Annotated in this window: 16 protein-coding genes; 11 read left to right on the top strand and 5 right to left on the bottom strand. The window is 68.4% G+C overall.

The window, feature by feature from the left end:
* Position 1: 1 nt before the first annotated feature.
* Genes AB0E69_RS08710 through AB0E69_RS08700 form a run of 3 tightly spaced genes read right to left on the bottom strand, consistent with a single transcriptional unit; the run spans position 2 to position 3,745 of the window.
* Entirely contained in the window at positions 2 to 1,000 is a 999-nt protein-coding gene (locus AB0E69_RS08710; RefSeq protein WP_360141788.1) for an ABC transporter permease, read from the bottom strand.
* Between the two features lie 36 nt (positions 1,001 to 1,036).
* Positions 1,037 to 2,758, bottom strand: coding sequence for an ABC transporter substrate-binding protein (locus AB0E69_RS08705; RefSeq protein ID WP_360141787.1), 1,722 nt, complete (start codon positions 2,756 to 2,758; stop codon positions 1,037 to 1,039).
* A gap of 51 nt (positions 2,759 to 2,809) precedes the next feature.
* Positions 2,810 to 3,745: an ROK family protein gene (locus tag AB0E69_RS08700; RefSeq protein ID WP_360141785.1), complete on the bottom strand. Its 936-nt coding sequence runs from the start codon at positions 3,743 to 3,745 to the stop codon at positions 2,810 to 2,812.
* 189 nt (positions 3,746 to 3,934) lie between these two features.
* On the opposite strand from AB0E69_RS08700, the gene AB0E69_RS08695 reads away from it, so the two are divergent.
* The 3 genes from AB0E69_RS08695 to AB0E69_RS08685 are packed head-to-tail and all read left to right on the top strand — an operon-like array spanning position 3,935 to position 5,957.
* Positions 3,935 to 5,119, top strand: a complete 1,185-nt coding sequence (locus AB0E69_RS08695; protein ID WP_360141783.1) for an ROK family transcriptional regulator — start codon at positions 3,935 to 3,937, stop codon at positions 5,117 to 5,119.
* 43 nt (positions 5,120 to 5,162) lie between these two features.
* Positions 5,163 to 5,522 (top strand): VOC family protein, encoded by a 360-nt coding sequence (locus AB0E69_RS08690; protein WP_360141781.1) that lies wholly within the window; start codon positions 5,163 to 5,165, stop codon positions 5,520 to 5,522.
* A gap of 18 nt (positions 5,523 to 5,540) precedes the next feature.
* On the top strand, positions 5,541 to 5,957 hold the full coding sequence (locus tag AB0E69_RS08685; RefSeq protein ID WP_360141779.1) for a hypothetical protein: 417 nt from the start codon (positions 5,541 to 5,543) through the stop codon (positions 5,955 to 5,957).
* Here AB0E69_RS08685 and AB0E69_RS08680 read toward each other — a convergent pair.
* Positions 5,922 to 6,425 carry a helix-turn-helix domain-containing protein gene (locus AB0E69_RS08680; protein ID WP_360141777.1) on the bottom strand — a complete coding sequence of 168 codons (504 nt, stop codon included), beginning with the start codon at positions 6,423 to 6,425 and terminating at the stop codon, positions 5,922 to 5,924. The genes AB0E69_RS08685 and AB0E69_RS08680 overlap by 36 nt on opposite strands.
* Positions 6,426 to 6,499: 74 nt before the next feature.
* On the opposite strand from AB0E69_RS08680, the gene AB0E69_RS08675 reads away from it, so the two are divergent.
* The 4 genes from AB0E69_RS08675 to AB0E69_RS08660 all read left to right on the top strand — a co-directional run bounded on the left by AB0E69_RS08675 (position 6,500) and on the right by AB0E69_RS08660 (position 11,726).
* Positions 6,500 to 6,952, top strand: coding sequence for a nuclear transport factor 2 family protein (locus AB0E69_RS08675; protein WP_360141775.1), 453 nt, complete (start codon positions 6,500 to 6,502; stop codon positions 6,950 to 6,952).
* Positions 6,953 to 7,027: 75 nt separating this feature from the next.
* Positions 7,028 to 8,074: a M4 family metallopeptidase gene (locus AB0E69_RS08670; RefSeq protein ID WP_360141773.1), complete on the top strand. Its 1,047-nt coding sequence runs from the start codon at positions 7,028 to 7,030 to the stop codon at positions 8,072 to 8,074.
* A 126-nt stretch (positions 8,075 to 8,200) separates the two neighbouring features.
* Positions 8,201 to 9,952 carry an ABC transporter ATP-binding protein gene (locus AB0E69_RS08665; protein ID WP_360141771.1) on the top strand — a complete coding sequence of 584 codons (1,752 nt, stop codon included), beginning with the start codon at positions 8,201 to 8,203 and terminating at the stop codon, positions 9,950 to 9,952.
* Positions 9,945 to 11,726 carry an ABC transporter ATP-binding protein gene (locus AB0E69_RS08660; RefSeq protein WP_360141769.1) on the top strand — a complete coding sequence of 594 codons (1,782 nt, stop codon included), beginning with the start codon at positions 9,945 to 9,947 and terminating at the stop codon, positions 11,724 to 11,726. The genes AB0E69_RS08665 and AB0E69_RS08660 overlap by 8 nt, the downstream gene beginning before the upstream one ends.
* On the opposite strand, the gene AB0E69_RS08655 is transcribed toward AB0E69_RS08660, so the two are convergent.
* Complete coding sequence (locus AB0E69_RS08655) at positions 11,723 to 12,133, bottom strand: cupin domain-containing protein (protein WP_360141767.1); 411 nt, start codon at positions 12,131 to 12,133, stop codon at positions 11,723 to 11,725. The genes AB0E69_RS08660 and AB0E69_RS08655 overlap by 4 nt on opposite strands.
* A gap of 94 nt (positions 12,134 to 12,227) precedes the next feature.
* On the opposite strand from AB0E69_RS08655, the gene AB0E69_RS08650 reads away from it, so the two are divergent.
* The 4 genes from AB0E69_RS08650 to AB0E69_RS08635 all read left to right on the top strand — a co-directional run bounded on the left by AB0E69_RS08650 (position 12,228) and on the right by AB0E69_RS08635 (position 18,410).
* Positions 12,228 to 13,244 (top strand): ferritin-like protein, encoded by a 1,017-nt coding sequence (locus AB0E69_RS08650; RefSeq protein WP_360141765.1) that lies wholly within the window; start codon positions 12,228 to 12,230, stop codon positions 13,242 to 13,244.
* A 100-nt stretch (positions 13,245 to 13,344) separates the two neighbouring features.
* Entirely contained in the window at positions 13,345 to 14,301 is a 957-nt protein-coding gene (locus AB0E69_RS08645) for an ABC transporter ATP-binding protein (protein ID WP_360141763.1), read from the top strand.
* Entirely contained in the window at positions 14,298 to 15,647 is a 1,350-nt protein-coding gene (locus AB0E69_RS08640; protein ID WP_360141761.1) for an ABC transporter permease, read from the top strand. Before AB0E69_RS08645 ends, AB0E69_RS08640 begins: the two co-directional genes overlap by 4 nt.
* A gap of 96 nt (positions 15,648 to 15,743) precedes the next feature.
* The gene (locus AB0E69_RS08635; RefSeq protein ID WP_360141759.1) at positions 15,744 to 18,410 is read left to right on the top strand and encodes an alkaline phosphatase family protein; all 2,667 of its coding nucleotides are present in this window, start codon (positions 15,744 to 15,746) and stop codon (positions 18,408 to 18,410) included.
* The last annotated feature ends 15 nt before the right edge of the window (positions 18,411 to 18,425 follow it).

The following is an 18,425-nucleotide window of genomic DNA, read 5'->3' as shown; positions in this document are numbered from 1 at the left end:
ATCACCCCTTCGTCCGGGCGCGGGGGTCCAGCAGGAACACCGCGAAGTCGCAGATCAGGACGCAGATCAGCACGGCCAGCGTGACCAGCAGGAAGAGGGCCTGCAGCAACGGGTAGTCGGTGCTCACCGTGGCGTTGTAGAACATGTAACCCAGGCCGGGGTAGTTGAAGACGTACTCGACCAGGATCGTGCCGGAGATCACGAAGCCGAGCGACATCGCGAACCCGGACAGGTTCGGCAGGAACGCGTTCCGGCCGGCGTACCCGAACATGATCTTCGAGTTCGGGATGCCCTTGGCCCGGGCCATCCGGACGTAGTCCTCGGCCAGCGTGGTGATCATGTTGTTCCGCATGGTCAGGATCCACCCGCCGACCGCGGTGACCAGGATCGTCGAGGCCGGCAGGATGCCGTGCTTCAGCACGCTGCCGATGAACTCGCCGCTGAACGCCGGTGTCAGCCCCTGGTCGTAGTTGAAGTCGTTCGGCAGCACCGGGTGGTCGCCGATCGCGAACAGCGAGATCAGCAGCAGCGCCACCCAGAAGTACGGCAGCGCCGAGGTGACGATGAACACCGGCGGCACGATGCCGTCGATCAGCCCGCCGCGGCGCCAGCCGGCCACCGTACCGATCAGCGTGCCGAGCGCGAACGCCAACACGGTCGCGATGCCGACCAGGCCGAGCGTCCACGGCAGGGCGTCACCGATCAGCTGCGTCACCGGGACACCGAGGCTGCTGCCGATCGACACGCCCCAGTGCCCGGTCACCATCGACCGCAGGTACTCCAGGTACTGCGCCAGCAGGTTCTTGTCCGGGTCGAAGCCGAACTCCGCCAGCACCGTCCGGAGCTGCTCGGGCGTCACCACGGCGCCGCCCTTGCTGAGCCGCTCGCGGAGCGCCTCCTCCGGACTCCCCGGCATCAGCCGGGGGATGAAGAAGTTCAGCGTCATCGCCGCCCAGAGAGTGAGCAGGAAGAACCCGAGACGACGGATCAGGTACCGCACGACAACCTCCTGCCCACTCTCCTCACGATGCGTTCCTTACTTCTGCGCGGACTTCGAGTACAGGTTCGTCAGCACCTGCCCGACGTCGGGGATGTTGTACGGCGCCGGCTGCGCGTACGGGTTCTCCTGCGTCGGCCAGCCGTCGATGTCCTTGGTGTTGTACTGGTACCAGTCCACGGACTCGGTGGTCGGGATCAGCGGGACGTCCTTGATCATGTAGCCCGAGATCTGCTTGATCAGCTTGACCTGGGTGTCCGGGTCCGCGGCGGCGTACTCGTCGAACAGCTTGTCCACCTCGGGCTTGCTGTAGCGCGAGTAGTTACTGCTGGCCTGCTTGCCGATCGGCGCGGTGTTCTTCGAGTACAGCAGCTGCCGCAGCTCGTAGTACGGCGACGGGCCGCCGGAGAGGCTGGAGTAGGCGAGGTCGTAGTCGCCGCCGAACAGCTTCTGGTTGTAGGACTGCTGCTGCAGGTCCTGGATGGTCAGCTGGACGCCAACCTTGGCCAGCTGCTGCTTGATGACCGCCAGCGACGCGTCCCAGTCGGTGTACCCGGTGACCGTGATGACGTTCAGCTTCAGCGGGTTGGAGTCCGTGTAGCCCGCGGACTGCAGGAGCTGCTTGGCCTTGTCCAGGTTCGGCTTGTCGTACCCGGCCGCGGTCAGCGCGTCCTTGTCGAAGTACTTGTCGAAGGTCGGCGACACGACGCCGGTCTGGTTCGCGGCCGGCTGGTAGCCGCTCTCACCGATCTTGGAGATCTGCTCCCGGTCGAGCGCGTAGGCGAGCGCCTGGCGGACCGCCAGCTTGCTGGTCGCCGGGCGCGACGGGTCGTTGTTCGGGACCAGCGCGACGTTCGCGGTCGGCGGGAACCAGTAGTTGTTCTCCGGCGACTTCTTCTTGTAGAAGTTGTCGATGTTCGGGATGTACTGACCACCCCACTGCGCCTTGCCGCTGGCCAGGTCGAGGTTCGCCGGGTTGTTGTCCAGGTACGCCGGGTACTGCACCTTGGCGACGTACGGCTTGCCGGGCTGCCAGTAGGCGGGGTTGGCGGCGTACGAGATGTTGTTGCTGGTGCAGGACTCGACCGTGAACGGCCCGGTGCCGACCGGCTTCGGGTCCGCGAAGGTGGCCGGCTTCGAGGCCGCCTCACCGGTCGACCAGATGTGCTTCGGCACGATGCCGACCTGGTTGGCGAAGTTGAAGAAGTACGGCTCGGCCGCGGCCTTGAACTTCAGCGTGACCTTGTTGCCGGCCGCGGTGACGCTGGTCAGGCCGGCGCCGGTCCACAGCGCGTACAGGTCGGTGGCCGGTTGCTGCTTCATCAGGTTGAAGGTGTAGACCACATCGTCGGCGGTGAACGGCTGCCCGTCGCTCCACTTCACCCCGTCGCGGATGGTGAAGACGATCGAGTCCTTCTTCGGCGACCAGGTGAAGTCGCTGGCCAGCATCGGTGTGTTGGCGCCGCTCTTCAGCACGTTCACGAACACCAGCGGCTCGTAGACGAAGCCGAGCGACTCCTGGTAGACCGACGGGTTGAACGGGTTGAACTGGCACGGCCAGGTCTGCCCGCCCACGTTCGCGATCGTGACCGTGCCGCCCTTCTTGTACTGCCCGGCCGCACCGCCGCTGCTGCTCGTGGAGGACGACGGGTTGCTCGACGACGCCGCGCCCCCGATCGGCTTGTCGCCGCCGCCGCACCCGGCGGCGGCCAGTACGCCGACCACCACTGCGGCGCCGGCGATCCGTTTGATGCCCCTCATCGTCTTCTGCCTTTCGCTACTGGAGTTCCGGTACTGCGTGTACTTCCGCGGTTATGCGAATGCTTCTGCACCGAGGACGACTCCCGCCGCCTCGACGCCAAGGGCGAGCGCCCCGATCAGCGGTGCGTCCGAAGGAAAGCGGGCCACCATCAGCTCTGGTGGGAAGGGGACGGCCACGTCGAGGGCGCGACGCAGACTGCCTTCGATCCGGTCCCAGGAACCGACCAGCCCACCACCGACGACGATCCGGACCGGGTCGAGGGCGATGGCCAGGTTGGCGACGTGCATCGCCAGCTCCTGGGTGAACTCGTCGGTGAGGACGGCGGCGTCCGGTTGCGTGCGCGCCATCGTGAAGACGTCAGCGGCCGTGACCGGGCGGCCGAGCCGGGCGCTGCCGGTGGTCTCGAGCGCCTGACCGCTGACGACGTGTTCCAGGATCGTCCGCTCCGCGGCGTCGACGCCGACGTCCGCGGCCACCCGGAGGTTGTACCCGATCTCACCGGAGGCACCGTGCGCGCCGGTGATGACGGTGCCTCCGGCAACTATTGCGACAGCCAGCCCGGTGCCGAGGTTGACGTACAGCCCCGGGTCGCAGCCGACGAGCGCGCCCCAGCGCAGCTCGGCTTCCGCGGCGGCCTTCACGTCCGTTGCCAGCCGCACCGGTACGCCGGGGAAGCCTTCGCGGATCAGCCGCCCGAACGGGAGCTCGCCCCAGCCCGGGTACGTCGGCGCGAGTTCGACGCGGTCGTCGTACGGGATGCCGAGCGTGGCCGCACCGACACCGGCGAGCTCGCGGTCGGGTGCCACCTCGGCGAGGAGTTCACGCGCCGCGGTCAGGCCGCGACGCATCGCCTCGGTAGCCCCGCCGGACTCGACGCGGCTGTCGATGGTCGTGGTGCCGAGCCGGCGTCCGGTGAGGTCGCCGACGGCAGCGGCGATCTTCGTCCCACCGAAGTCGAGTCCGGCCACGACCGGCTTGGAAATCACGGGCTGGCACCTCCACGTGCCGAGCAATAGAATCGATAGGAAACTAACTTAACTACCAACCGCACCACAAGGGTTAACTCCGACTTGTCGGCCGAGTTGTTACCAGGGTTGTGACCTGGCTCGCCGGCAGGTTGTGGTTGGCAGGGTGTCGCGGGTTGCGCCGGACTTGGCGAGCGAGGGGGTCGAATCGTGACGGTTGTTGCCGGTGGTGGTTCCGCGGCACGTCCACAGCTGATTCGGGAGATCAACGAACAGGTGCTGCTCGACCACATCAGGCGGTCTGGTCCGGTGTCACGGACCGAGTTGGCCGGGCTGTCGGGTCTTTCGAAGCCGACGGTGTCGGCCGCGCTGGCGTCGCTGGAGCGGGCCGGTCTCGTGCACGCGATCGGCCAGCGGACCGGCGTACCGGGTCCGGCGGCGGTGTTGTACGACGTACGGCCGGAGGCGGGGTTCGTGCTCGGGCTGGATGTCGGGCGGGAATTCCTGCGCGGGGCAATCTCGGATCTCGCCGGGAACGTGCGGAGCCGGATGAGTATCCGGACCAGGGCGGCCGACGCGATGGCGCGCATCCAGGAGCTGACGGATCTGGGCGCGAGCCTCGGCGCGGAGGCGGGGGTCGAGGCCGGGCAGTTGACGCAGACCGTGCTGGGCAGCCCAGGTGTCTACGATCCGGGGCTCGACGCGCTGACGCTGACCGGGCGGCTGTCGGGGTGGGACTCGCCGGCAACGCTGGCCGCGTTGCGCGATCGGTTGGGTCCGGCCCTGCTGATCGAGAACGATGTCGACGCCGCGGCGCTGGCCGAGCGGGTGCACGGACACGGTCGCGATGTGGACAGCTTCGCCTTCGTCCACGTTGGTACCGGTATCGGTATGGGGCTCGTGCTCGACGGGAAGCTGCGGCACGGGTCGCACGGTGTCGCGGGCGAGATCGGGTACCTCCCCTTCACCGAAGGCAGCGGCAGCGATCCGCGCGACGCCCGTCGCCGCGGCGGCTTCGACGCTTCGGCCTCGGCCGCCGCCGTAGTCCGCGCCGCTCGCCGCCGGGGGTTGCGCGGCGCGTCCACCGCCGCCAAGGTCTTCGCCCTCGCAGCCGCCGGCGATCCGTTGGCTGTCGAGGTGGTCACCGAGGAAGCACTGCTCGTGGCCAAAGCCATCTGCACGGTGATCACCGTCGTGGACCCCGAACTCATCGTCCTCGGCGGCGGCATCGGCCAGGCCCCCGGCTTCGGCGCCGCCGTCACCCGTCAACTCCGCCGCATGTCCCCGGTCATGCCCGAGGTCAAGGTCACCGAACTGGGCGCCGACAGCGTAGTCGCCGGCTGCCTCTCCTCCGGCCTGGACCGAGCCTGGCAATACCTCACCGGCCGGGTGTGATTTCCGGACGCAAAGTGTCCGGAACTGCTAGTAGCGTGCCGGTATGGCTATTGCGATGTATCCGAGTTTTGTCATGGATTGTCCGGATCCCGGGGCGTTGGCGAACTTCTACGGTGCGCTGCTCGGATGGCAGGTGAAGGTGGACGACGGGTGGGGTGAGGTCCGGCCGGAGGACGGGAGCAACTGCATCTGCTTCCAGCAGGTCAAGGACTACACCGCGCCGGTCTGGCCGGGGCAGGACGTGCCCCAGCAGATGCACCTCGATGTCATGGTCCGGGACCTGGACGAAGGGGAGAAGGAGGTGCTCGAGATCGGCGCGACCAAGGCCGAGCACCAACCGGGTACGACGTTCCGCGTGTTCCTCGACCCGGCCGGGCACCCGTTCTGCCTCTGCGTGGACTGAGTCGCCTAAGCTCGCTGGGTGAGCAGCTGGAAGGAAGAGCGGCGAGCGGCGGCCGCCGAGCAGGCGGCCGCGCTCGAGCGCAAGAAGGCCTTCGAGAGCGCCAAGGCTCGCGAACTGCTGCTCGCCTTCGTCCGGGACATGCGGGAGGCAGGTGTCGAGCCGGAGCCGCTGCGTGCGCAGGTGGTCGGCTCATCCGCCAGCTACCGCACCCACCTCACCGGCTGGTACCTGCGCAACAACAAGTCGCTCGCCGTGGACGTCGACGCGAACTTCTACATCCTCGGCGTACCGGCCAGCCTGAAGGCGCGGCTGTCCGGCGTGAAGGTGCTGCCGTCCGACCCGCCGCTGATCGTCGGTCAGGGTGGCCGGGACGGCGAGTCGATCCCGATGGCGGATCTGCTACGGCTTCGGATGCCCCAGCACGGAAGCGATTAGGGCGGTCCCGGGCGCGGTCCGACCGCCAGGACCGGGTGACGCGATCACGTCCTCGGTTCGCAGCGGCTCGTGGCACTCCGAGCAGCACACTGCCGGCGTGGTGACCTTGCCGCAGGTGCTATGGGTGAAGCGGATCGGCTGACCCGCCGGGGGAGTGGCCCAGCGATCGCCCCAGGCCGTCAGCGCCATCAGGATCGGCACCAGCTCCTGCCCGGCCTCGGTCAGCGCGTAGCTGTACCGGACCGGGTTCTCCTGGTACGGCGTCCGCCGTACAAGGCCGCCGTCCATCAGCGTCGCGAGCCGGTCGGTCAGGAGGTTGCGGCTGATCCCGAGGTCGCCGACGAACTGGTCGAAGCGGTCCAGCCCGAGGTAGAGGTCACGCAGCACGAGCGGCGTCCACCAGTCGCCGATCAGCTCCAGCGACTGGGCGAGCGAACAGTGCATCGAGGCGAAGCTGGTGTTCCGCATGCCACCACTCTAGTCAGTTGCGTCATTGAACTCAGCCTCACTACGGTGGGACCACCGTCGAGAGGAGCTGGGTCATGTACCACCGGATCGTCGAGCGCAAGGTGCGCAACGTCTTCGCACAGATCACTGCCGGCAACTGGGAGGCGATGGTGGCCGAGATGGCACCGCAGTTCACCTACCGCTTCTACGGAGACCACGCGCTGGGCGGTGAACGCCGTACCCACGACGCGCTGCGCCGGTGGTGGGAGCGGGTCTTCCGGTTGCTGCCGGACAGCCGGTTCGAGGTGAACGACGTACTCGTCAGCGGCTGGCCGTGGAACACCCAGGTCGCGACCGCGGTCACGGTCCGCGTCGGCGTCGTGGACGGATCGACGTACCAGAACGTCGTGCACCAGTTCCTGCGCATCCGCTGGGGCAAGATCACCGAGGTCCGCACGCTCGAGGACACCGCGGTCCTGGAGCGCACCCTCGACCGCCTGGCCGCCGCCGGGTACGCCGAAGCGCACGCCGAACCCATTGTCGGCTGACGAAATCTTCCGTAGGCGAGGGCAACGATCTAGCGTGTGGGAACTGTTGCCCCTGCGAGTGACCCGGAGTCAGCCATGCCGGTGAAGACCAGAATCGTTGCCTTGACCTCGGCCACCGCGCTGGCCCTGGTGGCCGGCGTGACCGCACCCGCTGCAACCGCGAAGCCACCGACGGGTGCCAGCACGGCCAAGGCCCTGGTCTTCATCCCGAACCCGGTGCAGTCGAGTGGTGACGAATCGCTCACCGACCAGAAGGACTCGGCGACGGCTGTCCCGCGGGGCGACTACTACGAGGTGACGCTGACCGACCTCGACGGCTCGGGTTACCTGAAGGGCACCTGGGCGAACGTGCGCAGCTCGACCGGTACTCCGGCGTACACGACCGACGGCACCTACTTCTACAACCGCCACGACGACCAGTTCGAGCAGGTGATGGCGTACTTCTGGGGAACGCAGGCGCAGAAGTACCTGCAGTCCCTCGGCTTCGGCCGCGACCTGCCGCCGGTGAACGCGGAGAGCCAGGACTACAAGGTCGACCAGTACGGGCAGGACAACTCGTTCTCCCGCGACGACCACGACACGATCACCCTTGGCAAGGGCGGCGTGGACGACGCCGAGGACGGCGAGGTGATCGTGCACGAGACCGGTCACGCCGTACACGACGCGCAGGTCCCGGGCTTCGGGTCCACGCTGGAGGCCGGGTCGATCGGCGAGGCGTTCGGCGACTACTTCGCGGTCACGGTCGGCGACTGGGTGGCGAAGCAGTACGGCGTACCGGTCAAGGCGCCGCTGGCCTGCGTGATGGACTGGGACTCCACGTCGTACACCACGACGTCGCCGCACTGCCTGCGCCGGCTGGACCGCGGCAAGCACTACCCGGCCGACGTGGTCGGCGAGGTGCATGCCGACGGCGAGATCTGGTCGCAGGCGCTGTTCCAGGTCCGGACCGCACTCGGACCGGCGGTGGCCGACCGGATCATCATCGACGCGCAGTTCGGATTCGCCCCGGACACGAGCTTCGCAGCAGCGGCCCGCCAAACCGTGGCCACCGCGCGAACGCTGTACGGCGCAAGCCAAGCCGCCGTCGTCCAACAGGCGTTCGCGGCCCGCGGCATCCTCTGACCACGCTTTTCCGGACCCGTCCGGAAAAGCGGGTGCATTCTGTCGGTGCCTGCGGTTACGGTCGGTCGGGTGCTGACTCTGCTTCGTTATGGGGTACGTGTTGCACCTGGGAGCACCCTGCTGACCATGGGACTCGCGGTTCTCGGATCGTTGCTGGGAATCGCGGTGACGCTGCTGACCGGTCGGGTCGTGGGGGCGGTGCCAGGTGTGGTCGACGGACGCCCGGGGGCGATGTCGGTCGGCGCCTTCGGCTGGCTGCTGGGCGCGCTGCTGGTGGTGTTCGTCCTGGACAGCATGCGGCCGGCGGTGTTCCAGGTGGCGACGCTGATCATGGACGCGGGGGCCGGCCGGGCCATCGGGACCGGTATCACCGCGCCGTTGCTGGACCCGCGCCGGATCCACCACCTCGAGGACTCCGAGGTGCTCGACGTGCAGGACCGGGCCAAGGGCAAGGGCGGCTTCCACCTCTCCCAGGGGCTCGCCCACCTGCCGTGGCTGCTCGCCAGCCGGGTCACCGTGGTCGGTTCGGCGGTGCTCGTCGGCGTGATGTTCTCCTGGTGGGTCGCCGCGCTCCTGGTCGGCTCGACGGCGTTGATGGAGTGGTACTTCGGACGCCTGATCGCGAGCGAGATCGACGTCTGGTGGGGGAACACCGAGGAGCAGCGCCGAGCCGGGTACCTCTTCGACCTCGGCATGCGCGACGCGCCGAAGGAGCTCCGCGTCTTCGGCCTGCACGACTGGCTGGTCAAGCGGTACGTCGACGACTGGACCGCGGGCTTCCGGACGGTCTGGGCCCGCCGCCGGCGCAACACTAAGGGCCTGGCCGCCACCGGCGCCGCGCACCTGCTCGTCAACGGTTTCGCGATCCTGCTCGTCGGCCGCGCCGCGCTGCGCGGTGACGTGGCGCTGACCGAGGTCGCGACCACCGTGCCCGCGGTCCTCGCGATCGGCCAGTCCAGCAACGGGTTCGGGGTCGTCCAGGTGCGCCGCGGGCTGTCGGCACTGCGGGCGATGCAGCAGCTGCCGGAGATCATTGCCGAGCGGCACCCGGAGCTGGGGACCAGCAGTGCGCACCGGGTCGAGACGATGCCCGCCCGCGAGATCCGCTTCGAGAAGGTCACCTTCCGCTACCCGGGGTCCGACGTCGACGTACTGCGTGACCTCGACCTCACGATCCACGCGCACGAGGCACTCGCGCTGGTGGGCGTGAACGGTGCGGGCAAGTCCACGCTGGTGAAACTGCTCGGCGGCGCGTACCAGCCGACCTCGGGCCGGATCACTGTCGACGGTGTGGATCTCGCGGACCTCGACCTCGGGGCGTGGCAGCGCCGGGTGGCCGCGATTGTCCAGGACTTCCTGCGGTTCCCGCTGTCGGTGACCGACAACGTCGTGTTCGGTGCGGTCGAGCGCGCCGACGACGCAGCCACGCTGGCCCGGGTCGCGCGCGAGTCGGGGATCGACGACGTCGTCCGGCGGTTGCCCAAGGGCTGGGACACCGTGCTGGACAAGTCGTTCGCCGGCGGAGTCGACCTGTCCGGCGGCGAGTGGCAGCGGGTCGCGCTGGCGCGGGCGCTGTTCGCCGTCCACGCCGGCGCCGGTGTGCTGGTGCTGGACGAGCCGGCCGCGGCCCTCGACGTACGGGCCGAGGCGGAGCTGGTCGAGCGGTATCTCGAGCTCACCTCGGGAGTCGCGTCGCTGATCATCTCGCACCGTTTCTCCGTCGTGCGCAACGCGAACCGGATCTGCGTACTGGCCGACGGCCGGATCGCCGAGGACGGCACCCACGAGGAGTTGCTCGCCGCAAACGGTCTTTATGCAGGGATGTTCAGGCTGCAGGCGGAGCGGTACGTGACCGGGCCGGAGGCTGTCGATGCGTAGTTTCCGGATTCTCTGGCTGTGGTTCGCCACGTCGTTCCGCGCGGCGCCGGTGCTGATGTCGCTCTCGGCCGTGCTCGTCGCCGCGCGGGCGGTGACCGCGCCGACCGCGACGTACGGCATCAGCCGGCTCGTCGACGGGATCGCGAGCGATCGGTCGCGGACGATCTGGCTGGGGATTGCGATCATCGTGGGCGGGCTGGCGGTCTCGTTCATCGCGGATACGGCCAGCGGATGGCTGCAGGACACCGCGCAGGAGAAGATGGCCGGCCGGGTGCACGCCGACCTGCTCGACGTGACGACCGGCATCCCGGGGTTGTCCCACCACGAGCGGCCGGACGTTGCGGACCGGTTGGAGCTGGTGCGCGAGCGGGCCTGGCGGATGGGCGTCGGGGCCGAGGTCCTGCTCTGGGCGTTCGCGACCGTGACCAACACCGTGACCGTGCTGACGCTGCTCGGCTCGGTGCATCCCGTGCTCCTGATCCTTCCGCTGCTGGGGACAGCGCGGATCTGGTCGGCGTACCTGAGCAGCAACCGGCAGCAGAAAGCGTGGGAGGAGTCGCTGCCGCAGGACCGGCTGGTCGACCGGCTGATCGAGGTCGCGAAGGACCCGCGCACCGGGCTGGAGCTGCGCGTGTTCGGGCTGAGCAAGGTGCTGCTGGAGCGGATCTTCGCGCTGCAGACCCAGCGGTTCGACCGGCGGGTCGCGGCGGCGCGGTGGAGCGGCAAGGTGGACGGTTCGGTGCGGTTGGTGTTCGGTGTCGTCTACGCCCTGGCGGTGGTGTGGGTCGTCGCGCGGGCCCGGCACGGCGAGCAGACGGCCGGGGACGTCGTGCTCGTGCTGCTGCTCGCTCCGCAGGTGGATCAGATGACCGGGGGTATCGCGCAGAACGTGTACTGGGTGGGCGAGATCGTGCGGAGCTTCAGCCGGTACGACTGGCTGCGCGAGTACGCGAAGCAGAACGCGTGGCAGGACAGCAAGACCCCCGCGCCGGCGCGGCTGACGTCCGGGATCGAGCTGCGGGACGTCGGATTCGCCTACCCCGGTTCGGAGTCCGCGGTGCTGAGCGGGATCAACCTGACCGTGCCGGCCGGGTCGGCGGTTGCGCTGGTGGGGGAGAACGGGGCCGGCAAGACCACGCTGGTGAAGCTGCTCGCGCGGATGTACGACCCGACCACCGGGCGGATCCTGGTCGACGGGACCGATCTCGCCACGATCGGCCCCGACAGTTGGCGGTCCCAACTATCGGCAGGCTTCCAGGACTTCGTGAAGTTCGAGTTCACCGCGCGCGAGGTGGTCGGGATCGGCGACGTACGGCGAGCCGCCGACGAGGACGCCGTACGACTCGCCGTCGCCCGCGGTGACGCGGAGTCGGTCGTTGCCGGACTGCCGCACGGGCTGGACACCCAGCTGGGCAAGAAGTTCACCGGCGGCGTCGAGCTCTCCGGCGGCCAGTGGCAGCGGCTGGCGCTCGCCCGGGCGTTCATGCGCGAGCGTCCACTCCTGCTCCTCCTCGACGAGCCGACCGCCGCGCTCGACCCTGAGGCCGAGCACCGCCTCTACGAGCAGTACGCCGAGGCCGCGAAGATCGCCGCCTCCGAGACCGGCGGTATCACCGTCCTCGTCTCCCACCGCTTCTCCACCGTCCGGATGGCGGATCTCATCGTCGTCATGCACAAGGGCCGCGTCGAAGAGTTCGGCACCCACACCGACCTCCTCACCGCCGGCGGCCGCTACGCCGAACTCTTCGAACTCCAGGCCCGCGCCTACCGCTAGCCCTTGGCTCGCCGGTCCTTCCGCTGCTCGAGCTCGTCCGCGGGCACCAGCACGAACATCTCCTGGTCCGGCGCACACAGCATGGTCACCGTGAATCGCACCGGGACGTCCGACCGGTTGTTTCCGTCCTGGTAGTGGATGACGTCACCGCCCGGCTCCCAGAACGCCTCTCCGGCCTTGAGTAACCGCGGCGGTTCGCCTTCGAGCTCGAACACCATCTCGCCGGAGACGACATACCCGAAGGCGGGTCCGGAGTGCCGGTGCGGGGGAGCGCCCGGGTCGCCAGGCGGATACTCGATCACCACCGTCATCACGTGCGCACCCTGCGGGATGGATGGCGGCTCGACCTCCTGCAGCATCGTCAGCGCGGTCTGCCACGCGGTGGATCGTGCGGTCGTGTCGGTCATCGGTCTCACCTTTCCGTTGGTCTACAGAGGAAGACCGGTCACGGCCGGGTGCTGTGACGGTCACAAGCGATCGCGTTGTGCTGTCTCACCAGGTATGACGCGACGTATCGACACCCTGGGAAGTCTTCGGCAGCATCTGCAGTGGGCGGTTGAGTTGGAGCATGCGACGTTGCCGCCGTATCTGGTGGCGCTCTACTCGCTGGACCCGGCGAAGAATCCGGATGCGGTGGAGTTGGTGAGCAGTGTGTTCGTCGAGGAGATGATCCACCTCTCGCTGGCGGCGAATCTGTTGAATGCGGTTGGGGGGGAGCCTCGGCTGGACTCGCCCGACCTGCTGCCTGGATACCCGCTGCGGCTGCCGCACGGGAATCCGGAGTTGTCGTTGCTGCCGTTCGGTCCGGAAGCCCTGCAGATGTTCCTCGAGCTCGAGAAGCCGGAGCCGCCGGGTGCCGTCCCGGAAGGAGAGGGGTACGACACGATCGCGCAGTTCTACGACGCGATCGAGGACGGGCTCACAACGCTGACCGAGCAGCTGGGCGAGGAGAAGGTGTTCAGCGGTGACCCGGCCCGGCAGGTGACCTTCGGTCCGTTCCGCCACAGCGCCGGCCTGGTCGCGCCGGTCACCGATCTCGCCACCGCTCTGCACGCGCTGGAGGAGATCGTCGAGCAGGGCGAAGGTACCGCCCGTGGCGTCGTCTGGGACGGCGACCACGACATCTTCCACCCGGACCGCGACGAGGTCGCCCACTACTACCGGTTCCGCGAACTCGAGCTCGGCCGCCGGTTCCAGCGTGGCGACACCCCGGAATCCGGCCCGACCGGTGAGCCGGTCGTGGTGGACTACACCGGCGTCTTCCCGATGCGGCCGAACCCGGTCCGCTCCGGTGACCCCGAGATCCGGCATGCTCAGGAAGCGTTCGACACCGCCTACTGCACCTTGCTGTACCTGCTCGAGCAAGCCTTCACCGGTGACCCGCAGCAACTGCGGGACGCGGTGCGCGCCATGTTCGGGCTCAGGGCGACGGCCGTCGCGCTGTTCCAGCTCACCGACGGTGACGGCACCACCGCCGGCCCCACCTTCCGGTACGTCGCACCGGACCAGCGGACCTGAGAGCCGGCTGAGTGGCCGGATTCAAGGATCCGCCTTCAGTTGGCCAATAGTTAACCTTCGGTCTTCACGTGTCCGTACATTGCTTTCTAATCTATTCACCATGGATGCACCGCCCGCAGTCCGTGCCCGCGGCATCAGCAAGTACTTCGCCGAGGTCGTTGCCCTGGATGGCGTCGACCTCGACGTGGCACCAGGTCAGATCCACGGCCTGGTCGGACCGAACGGGGCCGGCAAGACCACGCTGCTCGGTCTGCTGCTCGGCCTCGCCGTCGCCGACAAGGGCACCCTCGAGATCCTCGGTACGCCGGTCGGCCGCGCACTCGCGGTCCCCGAAGGAGTCGCCGGCTTCGTCGACGGCCCCGGCCTCTACCCGTCGATGACCGCCCGGCAGAACCTGGCTGCCCTGGCCACGCTCCGCGGCGACACCCTCGGGATCGACGAGGCGATCGACGAGGTCGGCCTGACCGACGTCGCCGACGACCGGGTCCGCGGCTTCTCGCTCGGCATGCGCCAGCGCCTCGGTCTCGCCGCGGCACTCCTCACCAAGCCCCGCCTGCTCGTCCTCGACGAGCCCTCCAACGGCCTCGACCCGTCCGGCAAGAAGCACGTGTACGGCGTACTCAAGCGCCTGGCCGCGAACGGTACGGCGGTGATGCTCTCCAGCCACCGGATGGACGATGTCGAGGCGCTGTGCTCCGAGGTCACCATCCTCGCCACCGGCCGGGTCGCCTTCTCCGGCCCGCTCAGCAAGCTCGCCTCCGAGAACCGCGAGCTCGACTACCGCGTCCTCACCTCGGACCCGATGACCGCTCGCCGCCTCGCCCGCGAGATCCGCGGCATCCGCGTCGTGGACGAGCTCGGCGGAGCAGCAGAGGGACAGCCAGACGACGAGAACGCCGGTCACCTGTTGATCGTCTCCGGCCAGGTCGCCGGGATGGACGAATTCGTGAAGCGGCTGGTCCAAGAAGACATCGCCGTCCGCGAGCTCGCCCCGGTCGTGTCACCACTCGAAGCAGCCTTCCTCGCCCTCACCGAACAGCAGGAGTCCAACGGATGACCGCGACCCTGACCGAGCCGGTCGCCAACGCGCCGGCCCGCAGTGTTTCCGTGGCCCGCGGCTACCGGTTCGAGCTCATCAAGCTGCTCAGCCAGTGGCGAGTCCGAGTCCTCGTCGTCGCGTGCTGGCTCGCGCCGGCTGTCTTCATCGCGGTGGTCAGCCAGCAGGCCTCGCTCCCGGTCGACACGCTCTTCGGCCGATGGATGCACGCGACCGGCTGGGCCGGACCGCTGGTCCTGCTCGGCTTCTCCGGATCGTGGGCGCTGCCGCTGCTGACTTCGCTGGTCGCCGGTGACGTCTTCGCCTCCGAGGACCGCCTCGGCACCTGGCGGCACCTCCTGGTCGCCGTCCGCTCGCCCCGCCGGATCTTTCTCTCGAAGGCGCTCTCCAGCCTGACCGTCATCCTCGTGCTGGTGATCGGCCTGGTCGTGTCCAGCACGCTCAGCGGCATCCTTGTCGTCGGCAGCCGCGAGCTGATCGGTCTGGACGGGCACGTGCTCTCACCGGGCGACGCGGCCGGCCGGGTCATGCTGGCCTGGCTCTGCGCGCTCGCCCCGACCCTCGCGCTCGCCGCGATCGGCCTCCTCGGCTCGGTCGCGCTCGGCCGCTCGCCGATGGGTCTGCTGTTGCCGGCGGTCGTGGCGCTGGCGATGCAGATCGTCCAGCAGCTCCCGATCCCGGTGGCCTTCCGCTACGCGCTCCCCGGTTACGCGTTCATCAGCTGGAACGGCCTCTTCACCGCTCCAACACAACGCGGTCCGTTGTTGATCGGTACAGCGGTCAGCCTGGTCTGGGCGATCCTCGCCACCGGCCTCGCCTACTTCCTCTTCGTACGCCGTGATTTCACCAACCCGGTGCACGACGGCTCCGGCCGCCGCGCGGTCACGGCCGGCTTGCTGCCCCTCGTCGTACTGCTCCTGGTCTCGACCGCTGTGCTGGCGCCGATCGCCGGCGTCGGTTCGGGGATCGACCAGGACAAGGTGCAGCGGTCGGTGGCGACGTCGTTCGCCCATCTCTACCGGCTGCAGACGAAGCAGCTGAACCGCGCCGCGGTCACCGAAGCACAGCTGCAGAGCTCGGCCGAGTGCACCAAGGGCGGCGACCAGGTCGCCGCCAAGGGGCCCGGCAACGACTGGCGCTGCGTGGTGACGTGGCATCTCCCTGGTGTCGAGGCGGCCGGATCGGCCATCTACCAGATCGACATCAACCCGCTCGGTCGGTACGTAGCCGACGGGGACGGACCGAAAGAAGTGAACGGCTTCTTCCTGGTCCGGACCCCGTCCGGGGACGAACCGAACCCACTGTGGCAGTTCGACGGCAACATCGAACTGCTACCTGCCAAGTAAGGCCAACCCGAAGGGATCAATCCCATGCAGGTAACACGCCGCCGCAGGCGTGACGAAAAGGGTCCGTCCAGCCCCCTGCGACGCAGAGTACCACTGGTGACAGCCGGTACTACTGCCGTCGCGGTGGCCCTGGCCGGGACCGCGGTCGCCTCGACGACCGGATTCGGTCACGACCAGGTCGGCCAGGTCACGGACAAGGGTCAGGTCGTTTCGTCCGACCAGTACATCAAGCCGATCGGCGACCGTCTCGTCCTCCAGAAGGGCAAGATCATGTCGTCCACCACGAGCCCGGACGGCAGCCACCTGGCCGCCGGCGTGACGGACGGCGGGATGGCCCTCGCGATCGTCGACCTGAAGAACTGGAAGGTCCAGCAGTACGTCGGCAACAACGCCGCCGCGGACCTGAAGATCCCCGGCAACGACATCGGCCAGGAAGGCCCGACGTACTCGCCGGACGGCAAGCAGCTGTGGCTGGGTCAGACCGACGGCTACCGCCGGTTCGACGTGAACGCGGACGGCTCGCTCGCGAACCCGACCTTCGTCACGATCGCCGCCGACGGTGCCAAGCACGCGCTCGCCAGCGAGGTCGTCTTCTCGGCGGACTCCAAGACGGCGTACGCCGCGGTGAACGGCCAGAACCGGGTCGTCGCGATCGACACCGCCACCGGCGCGATCGCGCGGAGCTGGGCGACCGGCAACGCGCCGCGCGACCTCGTGATGGTCGGCAACAAGCTGTACGTGAGCAACGAGGGCGGCCGGACCGCGCAGGCCGGGGACACGACGCTCGACTCGTACGGCACGCCGGTCGTCGCGAACCAGAACTCGATCACCACGACCGGTACGGTCAGCGTGATCGACACCTCGAACCCGGGCGCCGCCGTCGGCAGCATCCCGGTCGGGCTGCACCCGACCGCGGTGTACGCGAAGAACGGCACCGTGTTCGTCGCGAACACCTCCAGCAACACGGTCTCGGTGATCAACACCAAGTGGGACAAGGTCGCCCAGACCATCACCACCCAGCCGTGGGCCGAGGCCAAGGTCGGCTACGAGCCGGACGGCATCACGCTGACCGACGACGGCCACCTGCTGGTGTCGCTCGGCCGCGCCAACGCGGTCGCGGTGTACAAGTTCCGGAACGCGCTGGAGCCGGTCAGCTACGTGGGTCTGCTGCCGACCGACTACTTCCCGGCCGAGCTCGCTCAGGTCGGCAAGGACATCGTGGTCTCGAACACCCGCGGTGTCGACGCCCGTCGCGACACCACGGCCGCCGGCCACGGTACGCACGACACGACGTCCAGCCTGACCAAGTTCCAGCTGCCCGACGACCACGCGATCTCGAAGTACACCGCGACGGTCTTCGCGCAGAACGGCTGGACCAAGCACTCGGCGCAGCTGGCCACCGACAAGGGGCACCGCGCCCCGGTCGCGGTGCCGGCCAAGCTCGGTGACCCGTCGACGATCAAGCACGTCTTCCTGCTGGTCAAGGAGAACCGCACCTACGACCAGGTGTACGGCGACATCCCGACCGGCAACGGCAACCCGGCGCTGACGCAGTACGGCGAGAACGTGACGCCGAACCAGCACGCGCTGGCCAAGCAGTTCGGGCTGTACGACAACACCTACGACGTCGGCACGAACTCCGCCGAGGGTCACAACTGGCTGATGCAGGCCGACAACCCGGAGTACACCGAGTCCTCGGCCGGCGAGTACCTGCGCAGCTACGACACCGAGAACGATGCCCTCGGCCACCAGGCCAGCGGGTTCATCTGGACCGGTGCCCAGGCGGCCGGCAAGACCGTCAAGGACTACGGCGAGTTCCTGTCGATCGAGAAGAAGCCGACCGGTGCGAGCTGGCAGAACCTGTACTGCGACACCAAGCAGATGCAGACCGGTGCGGACACGAAGTACCCGATCCAGGTCGGCTCGGCGATCCCGTCGCTGAACAACGTCGCGGTCCAGGGCTTCCCGCAGTTCGACACCACGGTGCCGGACATCTACAAGGAACAGGTCTGGGAGAAGGACTTCAAGAAGAACGGTCCGGCGAACCTGAACATGTTCTGGTACTCCAACGACCACACCGGCGGGACCGCGAACGGCCCGGCGCAGGTGGCCGACAACGACCTGGCCGTCGGCCGGACCGTGGACGCGATCACGCACAGCAAGTACTGGAAGGACTCGGCGATCTTCATCGTCGAGGACGACTCGCAGGCCGGGCTCGACCACATCGACGGGCACCGGGCGCCGATCCAGATCATCAGCCCGTACGCGCAGCACGGCGTCACGGACAGCCACTACTACACCCAGATCACGATGATGCGGACCATCGAGCAGATCCTCGGGATCCACCCGATGAACCAGAAGGACACCGCGGCCACCCCGATGTTCGGCGCGTTCACCGACAAGCCGAACTTCGCACCGTTCACCGCGCTGCCGAACCGGACCTCGCTGACCGGTGGCGTGAACCCGCTGCCGACCTGTGGCGCGGACGTTCCGGCGGCGCAGAACCCGAACGTCGCGCCGGCACCCACGGCGTCCGTTCCGGCGAACATGACCGCGATGGCCACGACCTGGTCGACGTGGAAGGACCAGCAGCGGACCACCGGCCCGAACGCCAAGGCCGACTTCGCGAACCCGGCCCAGATGAACCACTACGACTGGTACGAGGCACACAACTGGGCGACCCCCTACCCGGGCGAGTCCAAGATCGTGGCCCCGAACGACGTACCGGGTGCGGTCATCCCGTCCAGCGAGAACGACGGCTGAGACGGCTAGCATCTG

The sequence above is a fragment of the Kribbella sp. NPDC026611 genome (assembly GCF_040638345.1).
Classification (GTDB): Bacteria; Actinomycetota; Actinomycetes; order Propionibacteriales; family Kribbellaceae; genus Kribbella.
The sequence above is the reverse complement of the archived record's forward strand: the minus strand, read 5'-3'. Positions and strand labels throughout refer to the sequence as shown.